The 6,487-nt window shown below is 66.1% G+C and carries 7 protein-coding genes; all 7 read left to right on the forward strand.

The window, feature by feature from the left end:
• The first annotated feature begins 7 nt into the window (after positions 1-7).
• Entirely contained in the window at positions 8-1,573 is a 1,566-nt protein-coding gene (locus IEX97_RS10440) for an NADH-quinone oxidoreductase subunit N (RefSeq protein WP_188882868.1), read from the forward strand.
• Between the two features lies 1 nt (position 1,574).
• Positions 1,575-1,823, forward strand: coding sequence for a DUF1146 family protein (locus IEX97_RS10445; RefSeq protein WP_188882869.1), 249 nt, complete (start codon positions 1,575-1,577; stop codon positions 1,821-1,823).
• Positions 1,824-2,200: 377 nt separating this feature from the next.
• Positions 2,201-3,517, forward strand: a complete 1,317-nt coding sequence (murA, locus tag IEX97_RS10450) for a UDP-N-acetylglucosamine 1-carboxyvinyltransferase (RefSeq protein ID WP_188882870.1) — start codon at positions 2,201-2,203, stop codon at positions 3,515-3,517.
• Positions 3,518-3,704: 187 nt separating this feature from the next.
• Positions 3,705-4,403: a M23 family metallopeptidase gene (locus tag IEX97_RS10455; RefSeq protein ID WP_188882872.1), complete on the forward strand. Its 699-nt coding sequence runs from the start codon at positions 3,705-3,707 to the stop codon at positions 4,401-4,403.
• Positions 4,404-4,619: 216 nt separating this feature from the next.
• Positions 4,620-4,928 carry a sporulation transcriptional regulator SpoIIID gene (spoIIID, locus tag IEX97_RS10460; protein ID WP_188882874.1) on the forward strand — a complete coding sequence of 103 codons (309 nt, stop codon included), beginning with the start codon at positions 4,620-4,622 and terminating at the stop codon, positions 4,926-4,928.
• Positions 4,929-5,064: 136 nt separating this feature from the next.
• On the forward strand, positions 5,065-6,105 hold the full coding sequence (gene mreB, locus IEX97_RS10465) for a rod shape-determining protein (protein ID WP_188882875.1): 1,041 nt from the start codon (positions 5,065-5,067) through the stop codon (positions 6,103-6,105).
• On the forward strand, positions 6,102-6,487 hold a 386-nt coding region (locus IEX97_RS10470), incomplete at its 3' end, for a flagellar basal body protein (RefSeq protein WP_229776807.1). The genes mreB and IEX97_RS10470, both read left to right, overlap by 4 nt.

A 6,487-nucleotide genomic window follows, 5' to 3' on the forward strand; every position in this document is an offset into this window, starting at 1 on the left:
CACGGGCGTGATCAACTTCGATATGCTGCACCAACACTACTTCCTGACGATGGGGCCGCTCTTGGTGGTGACCGCCACCGCGTTTGTCGTCATGATCCTCGAGTTCTTGCTGCGGCGCCGGGCCCAAGCGTGGCTCACCGGGATCGCGATGCTGGGGGTGGCGGTGGCGTTGGCGGTGGCCATCGCCCACTTCTACGCCCAGCCGCAATTGACCCTGAACACCATGGTGATTGACGCCATCGGATCGGTGTTCAGCGTGCTCATCCTCATCACCACGCTGCTCATCCTCTGGTTCACGCTCGACTACAGCCGCCGCCACCACGTGGCGGGTGAGCACACCTACCTGCTGTTGTTCGCCGTGGTCGGGGCGCTCGCCATGGCGACCGCCATCGATCTCATCACGCTGTACGTGGGGCTGGAGCTCTTGTCGGTGGCGAGCTACGTGCTCGTGGCGGTGCGGACGCGGTCCGCGCGCTCCGTCGAGGGCGGCCTCAAGTACCTGTTGATGGGTTCCATCGGATCGGCCGTGCTGCTGTACGGGATGACGTTCATCTACGGCATCTCCGGTTACACAAATTTGGTGCAGATTGGCATGGACGCCACGTCGCTGTGGGCGTCGTACCCGGCGGTGGTCGCCCTGTCGTTCGTGCTGATGCTCGCCGGGATGGGTGTGAAGCTGGCGCTCGTCCCGTTCCACATGTGGGCGCCCGATGCGTACGACGGCGCGCCCTCGCCGGTCAGCGCCTTCCTCGCCACGCTGGCGAAGACCGCGGCGTTCGTGATGCTGTTGCGCGTGATGTTGTTCTTGTTCAACGCCGTGGCCTCCAACCTGTTCTCTTGGTTCGGCGTGCTGGCGGCCGTCACGATGATTGTCGGCAACCTCATCGCGCTGCCGCAGCGCAACATGAAGCGGCTGTTGGCGTTCTCGAGCGTCGCCCAGGCGGGCTACGTCATGGTGCCGTTCGCCCTCTTCGGCGCGACCCCATACACCGATTGGTACGCCTTGTTCGACAGCATCGCGTTCTATCTCTTCGCGTACACGTTCATGACGGTGGGGGCGTTCGCCGTGGTCGAGATCGTCAGCCGCGAACGGGGCACGGTGGACGCGGACGCCCTCATCGGCCTCTACCGCCGTTCGCCGTGGCTGGCGGCCGCGTTGTCGGTGTTCGTGCTCTCGCTGGCGGGGATGCCGCTCACGGCGGGCTTCGTCGGGAAGGTGTACATCTTCACCACCGCCATCCACGCCCGCGGGGTGTGGCTGGCCGTGATTCTGTTTGCGACGAGCGTCGTCTCGTTCTACTACTACCTGGGCTGGCTGCGGCGCGTATTCCAGCGGCCGGCGGCAGAGGGTGCACCGGCGGATGCGGGAGAGGGCGCGGCGGCACAGGCTGCCGGCGCCGCGGCGGTACAGGTTGTCGGCGCCGCAGCCGCGCCGGACGTGGCACCGGCGCCGGCGCCTGCGCGCCAGGCGGCCATCCACAGCCTGATTGCGGTGTGCGCCCTGGCCACCCTGGTGCTCGGCATCGTCCCGGCGTCGCTGCTCCACCCGCTCGCGCTGCAGCGGTGGTTCTGACATGAACCCGCTGTACTCGGTCGCGGCGGCGGTGGACGGGGCGGTGTTCATCGCCGCCCTGCTCGCCGGGACATACGCCGCGTGGTGGGCGCTCGGCATCCTCCGCTGGGACCGGATCCTGGCCGATCCGTTCGGCCCCCAGGCGAGACTGCTCCGCTTCCTGCTCGCCCTCGCGGGCGGCCTGGTCTGCGGCCTTGTCGCCATCCTGTACGTCGCGGCCGCTCAGGCGTTCCGCCTCGCGTTGCCCTGATTTCATAATGGCGCGCCCATCCGCGCATACTGAGGGAGACGGCCTCGCATCCTTGGCGCAGCAGACCTCACCCGCGCACCCGCGTGCGCGGCCCCGCGACTTCCATCCCGGAACGCCGCAAGGCGCGCGGATGCGGATCTGCCACAGGATTGTCCCGGCGTGTCGAACAGCGGCGGAATTTCGCGCTTGTCTTCCCGAGTTCTCCAATGCTAGACTGATCTCCGCATGCAGAGCGCGCTTTTCCAGCAGAGTGACGGCAGGCGCCGGGCCATTCGCCCGTCCGCAGCCGGGCCGAACGCCGAGCCGCTTGGTCGGATGCCGGCTCATCGAGGCTCTGATGGGAAGCAAAGACCCTGCGGCGAGACGGGGGCTTACCCATGGCGAAGATATTGATTGAAGGCGGGCATCCACTGCGCGGCCGGGTGCGCGTCAGCGGCGCAAAAAATGCAGTGCTGCCCATCTTGGCAGCCAGTCTCCTCGGCGCCAAGGGCACGAGCGTGATCGAAGACGTGCCGCACCTCTTGGACGTCGAGAACATGATGCAGACGGTGGCCTCGCTCGGCGCCGTGGTCGAGCGCGTGAACGGATCGGTGCGGATCAACGCGGAGCGGATACATAGCGTGGAGCCGCCGCCGGAGCTGGTGCGGCGGATGCGGGCGTCGTTCGTCGTCGCCGGGCCGCTGCTGGCGCGGTTCAAAGAGGCGGTCATCGCCCTGCCCGGCGGGTGCAACATCGGGCCGCGGCCGGTGGACCTCCATATCAAAGGGCTGGAGGCCATGGGGGCGACCGCCGTCATCGAGAACGGGTGCGTGCATTTCCGGGCGCCGCGCGAAGGGCTGCACGGGGCGCGCATCTACCTCGACATCCCCAGCGTCGGGGCGACGCAGAACATCATGATGGCGGCGTGCTTGGCCCGCGGCCAGACCATCATCGAGAACGCCGCCAAAGAGCCGGAAAATGTCGATCTCGCCAACTACCTGAACAAGATGGGCGCCCGCGTTCGCGGCGCGGGGACGGATACCATCCGCATCGACGGGGTGCCGGAGCTGTGCGGGGCGACGCACGCCGTCATCCCGGACCGGATTGAGGCAGGGACGTTCCTGCTCGCCGGTGCCGTCATGGGGCAGGGGGTTTACGTCGAGAACGCGCTGTCGGACCACCTGACGTCTCTCCTCGCCAAGCTGGAGGAGGCCGGGGTGGAGGTGGAGGACGACGTCTCCGGTATCCGCGTCTGGCCCGCACAGGGCGGCCGCCTGCAGCCGCTCGACGTGAAGACGCACTACTATCCGGCGTATCCGACCGATCTCCAGGCGCAGATGGTGGCGTGCCTGACCACGGCGCGCGGCACCAGCACCGTGACGGAGACGGTGTTTGAGAACCGCTTCATGCACGCCGCTGAGCTGCAGCGCATGGGTGCGAACATCCACATCGAAGGCAGGACGGCCATCATCGAAGGCGTCGACCGCCTCTATGGCGCCCAGGTCATGGCGACCGACCTGCGCGCCGGGGCGGCGCTCGTCATCGCCGGCTTGATGGCCGAAGGCATCACCGAGGTGCACGGGCTGCACCACATTGACCGCGGTTACGACAACCTGGTCGGCAAGTTTCAGATGCTCGGCGCCCGCATCCAGCGGGTGGAGGACGATGCCGTCGTCGAAGTGAAGCCGGGCGCGGCCGTGGCGTCGGGCGGTTGACCCGCCTCGCCGCGGCCTGTTTCTTTCCGCGCACGCTGCATCCTTTGGTTGCGCCCGTGCTGCACGCCTCCGTACGCCTCTGCACACCGCTTGCACATCGGCCTCGCGCGTCTTTCACCGCTACGAAGGTCCGGAGGTATAGATTTCATCCATCGTGGCGACACTGGCCTAATGAGGTGAGGCCACAATGGATGAAACCAAGCATCCAAAGCAACCCGAGACAGAGAATCCCCATGAAGCCTTGCAGGAGCCGGCGCCGGACGCAGCGGGTGCGCGAAAGTGGTTGAACCGGCGTCTGTTTTCGAAGCGCTGGGTGTATCCTGCCGTCTACCTGGGCGCGGCCGCGGTCATCATCGGCCTTATGTACATCAAGACGCAGATGGGCACGCCGCCATCGACAGAGCAGGCTCCCGGTCCCGCACAGCCGACGGTGACGACCGCCGAGGAGTTCATCTGGCCTGTGGCGCCCGGGGTGACGCCGGTGGTCAGCATGGGCTTCTTCCCGGTGAACGGGAACGCGCAGCAACAGGCGCACGCGCTCGTCCTCTACGATCACGGCTGGTACCCGCACGAGGGGCTCGACATCAAGTCCCAGGACGGCGCCGCGTTCACGGTCGTCGCGGCTGCGGACGGCAAGGTGACCCGCGTCGAGGGCGACAAGCTGTACGGACAGACGGTCGAGGTGACCAGCGCCGACGGGTACGTGGAGCGCTATCAGTCGCTCGGAAAGGTCAATGTCAAGGCCGGCGACACCGTGGCGCAGGGCCAACCCATCGGCACCAGCGGCAGCAACCGCTTCGAGGCAGCGCAGGGCAACCACCTCTACTTCGCGGTCTTGAAAGACGGCGAACCGGTGGATCCTTCCACGCTCTTGCCCAAGCCCTGAGGCAGCGCACACATGCTTCGAGCCAGGCACATCATATGCTCTATGGGAGTGACCGCTCACGTGAGCGGTCTATTTTTTATTTCCCGTGGCGTAATCGAGAGAAAGAAAGAGTGATATGGACAAAATTGAACGTGACAAGCCGTAACCGTGGCATACCGTGTACACCCCCTCATATACTGTATCAGACCATTTGAAAAGAATGGGGAGGCGAGGGGAGTGCATGACTATATTAAAGAGCGCACCTTGAAAATCGGTGAATACATCGTCGAAACCCGCAACACCGTCCGCACCATCGCCCGCGAGTTCGGCGTCTCCAAGAGCACGGTGCACAAGGACCTCACCGAACGGCTGCCTGACATCAACCCGGAGCTCGCGAGCCAGGTCAAGGAGATCCTCGAATACCACAAATCCATCCGCCACCTGCGCGGCGGCGAGGCGACGAAGAGGAAGTACCACAAACAGGACCAGGGGAAGAAGGCGGGCAAAAATTACGAGCCGCAGAGAGGAGTTTCCCAAGGTCTGTAGAAGTCTTCACTGACTCGCATCGCACGCGCGGCGACCAACACTCTCGTCTCACCCTGCCACTCGTCAACATACCGCCTGCCATCGTACGCATCAGAGGCGCTCGGATACACGCTCACTCGGGGAGGACTCGCCGTACATGTTTTCCAAGGATATCGGCATCGATCTCGGCACGGCGACGGTGCTCGTGCACGTTCAGGGCAAGGGCATCGTCCTCGACGAACCGTCGGTCGTGGCCATCGACCAACTCACGAAACAGGTTGTGGCGGTCGGGGAGGAAGCCAGGCAAATGCTCGGGCGGACGCCGGGCAACATCGTGGCCATCCGGCCGCTGCGCGAAGGCGTGATCGCAGACTTTGAAGTGACGGAGATCATGCTGCGCCACTTCATCCGCAAGAGCATCGGCAAGAGCGTGATGTTCCGGCCGCGGTTGATGATCTGCGTCCCCGCCAGCATCACCTCCGTCGAACAGCGGGCGGTGCGGGAGGCGGCGGAGGCGTGCGGCATCAAGCACGTGGACTTGATTGAGGAACCGAAAGCGGCCGCCATCGGTGCCGGGTTGAACATCTTCGAGCCGAGTGGCAGCATGGTCGTCGACATCGGAGGAGGCACCACCGACATCGCCGTGCTGTCGCTCGGGGATGTGGTGGTGTCGGCCTCCCTGCGGGTTGCGGGGGACAAGATGGACGACGCCATCATCCGCTACATCCGGCGGGAGTACAACCTGCTCATCGGCGAACGCACGGCGGAGGAGTTGAAGAAAGAGCTGGCCACGGTGTTGCCCGACGGCCGCGACGGTCAGCGCGACGTGCGCGGCCGCGACTTGATGAGCGGGCTGCCGAAGACCATCACGGTGCATGCGCGCGAGATGTACGAGGCGCTGCGCGAACCGGTCGAGGCCATCGTCGCGGCGACGAAAGCGGTCCTGGAGCAGACGCCGCCGGAGCTCGCGGCCGACATCTTCGACAAGGGCATCGTCCTCACCGGCGGCGGATCGCTCGTCCATGGCCTGGACAAGCTGATGACGCAGGAGCTCGAGGTACCGGTCCACATCGCCGACGACCCGGCGAAGTGCGTGGTGCTCGGCACGGGCAAGTACCTGGAGAGCCCGCACTGGCAGCGCATCCGGAGCCTCGCCAAACGCCGCCGGCAGCCGGAGCAGAGGAGGCGGGTGCGATGATTCGCGGCCTGACCACGGCGGCGTCCGGGATGCTGGCTGACGAGCGCCTGCAGCAGATGCTCGCCAACAACCTGGCCAACCTGGAGACGCCGGGCTTCAAAGCGTCGGACGGCGCGCTCCTCGCCTTCCCGAAACAGCTGCTGATGCGGCTGCACTACGGAGACGAAGCCGGGCCGGTCATCGGCAAGGCGGGTACGGGTGTGGTGTTTCAGGAAGGTGTGCCGCGGTTCTCGGAAGGCAGCGTCACGGCGACCGGCCGCGCCCTCGACGTCGCCATCCTCGACACCACGCCCGTCGGCACGTACGCGGCGGTGCAGGCGACAGGCGCGGCCGCGGTGGCAGCCGGCCAGGCGGGTGCGGGCGCGGGCCAGGCGGGTGCGGG

The sequence above is a fragment of the Paenalicyclobacillus cellulosilyticus genome, assembly GCF_014647315.1.
Taxonomy (GTDB): domain Bacteria; phylum Bacillota; class Bacilli; order Alicyclobacillales; family Alicyclobacillaceae; genus Alicyclobacillus_J; species Alicyclobacillus_J cellulosilyticus.

Coding starts and splice junctions, on each gene's coding strand:
- IEX97_RS10445 (WP_188882869.1), top strand. CDS start 1,575: ATGAACCCGCTGTACTCGGTCGCGGCGGCGGTGGACGGGGCGGTGTTC.
- murA (WP_188882870.1), top strand. CDS start 2,201: ATGGCGAAGATATTGATTGAAGGCGGGCATCCACTGCGCGGCCGGGTG.
- IEX97_RS10455 (WP_188882872.1), top strand. CDS start 3,705: ATGGATGAAACCAAGCATCCAAAGCAACCCGAGACAGAGAATCCCCAT.
- mreB (WP_188882875.1), top strand. CDS start 5,065: ATGTTTTCCAAGGATATCGGCATCGATCTCGGCACGGCGACGGTGCTC.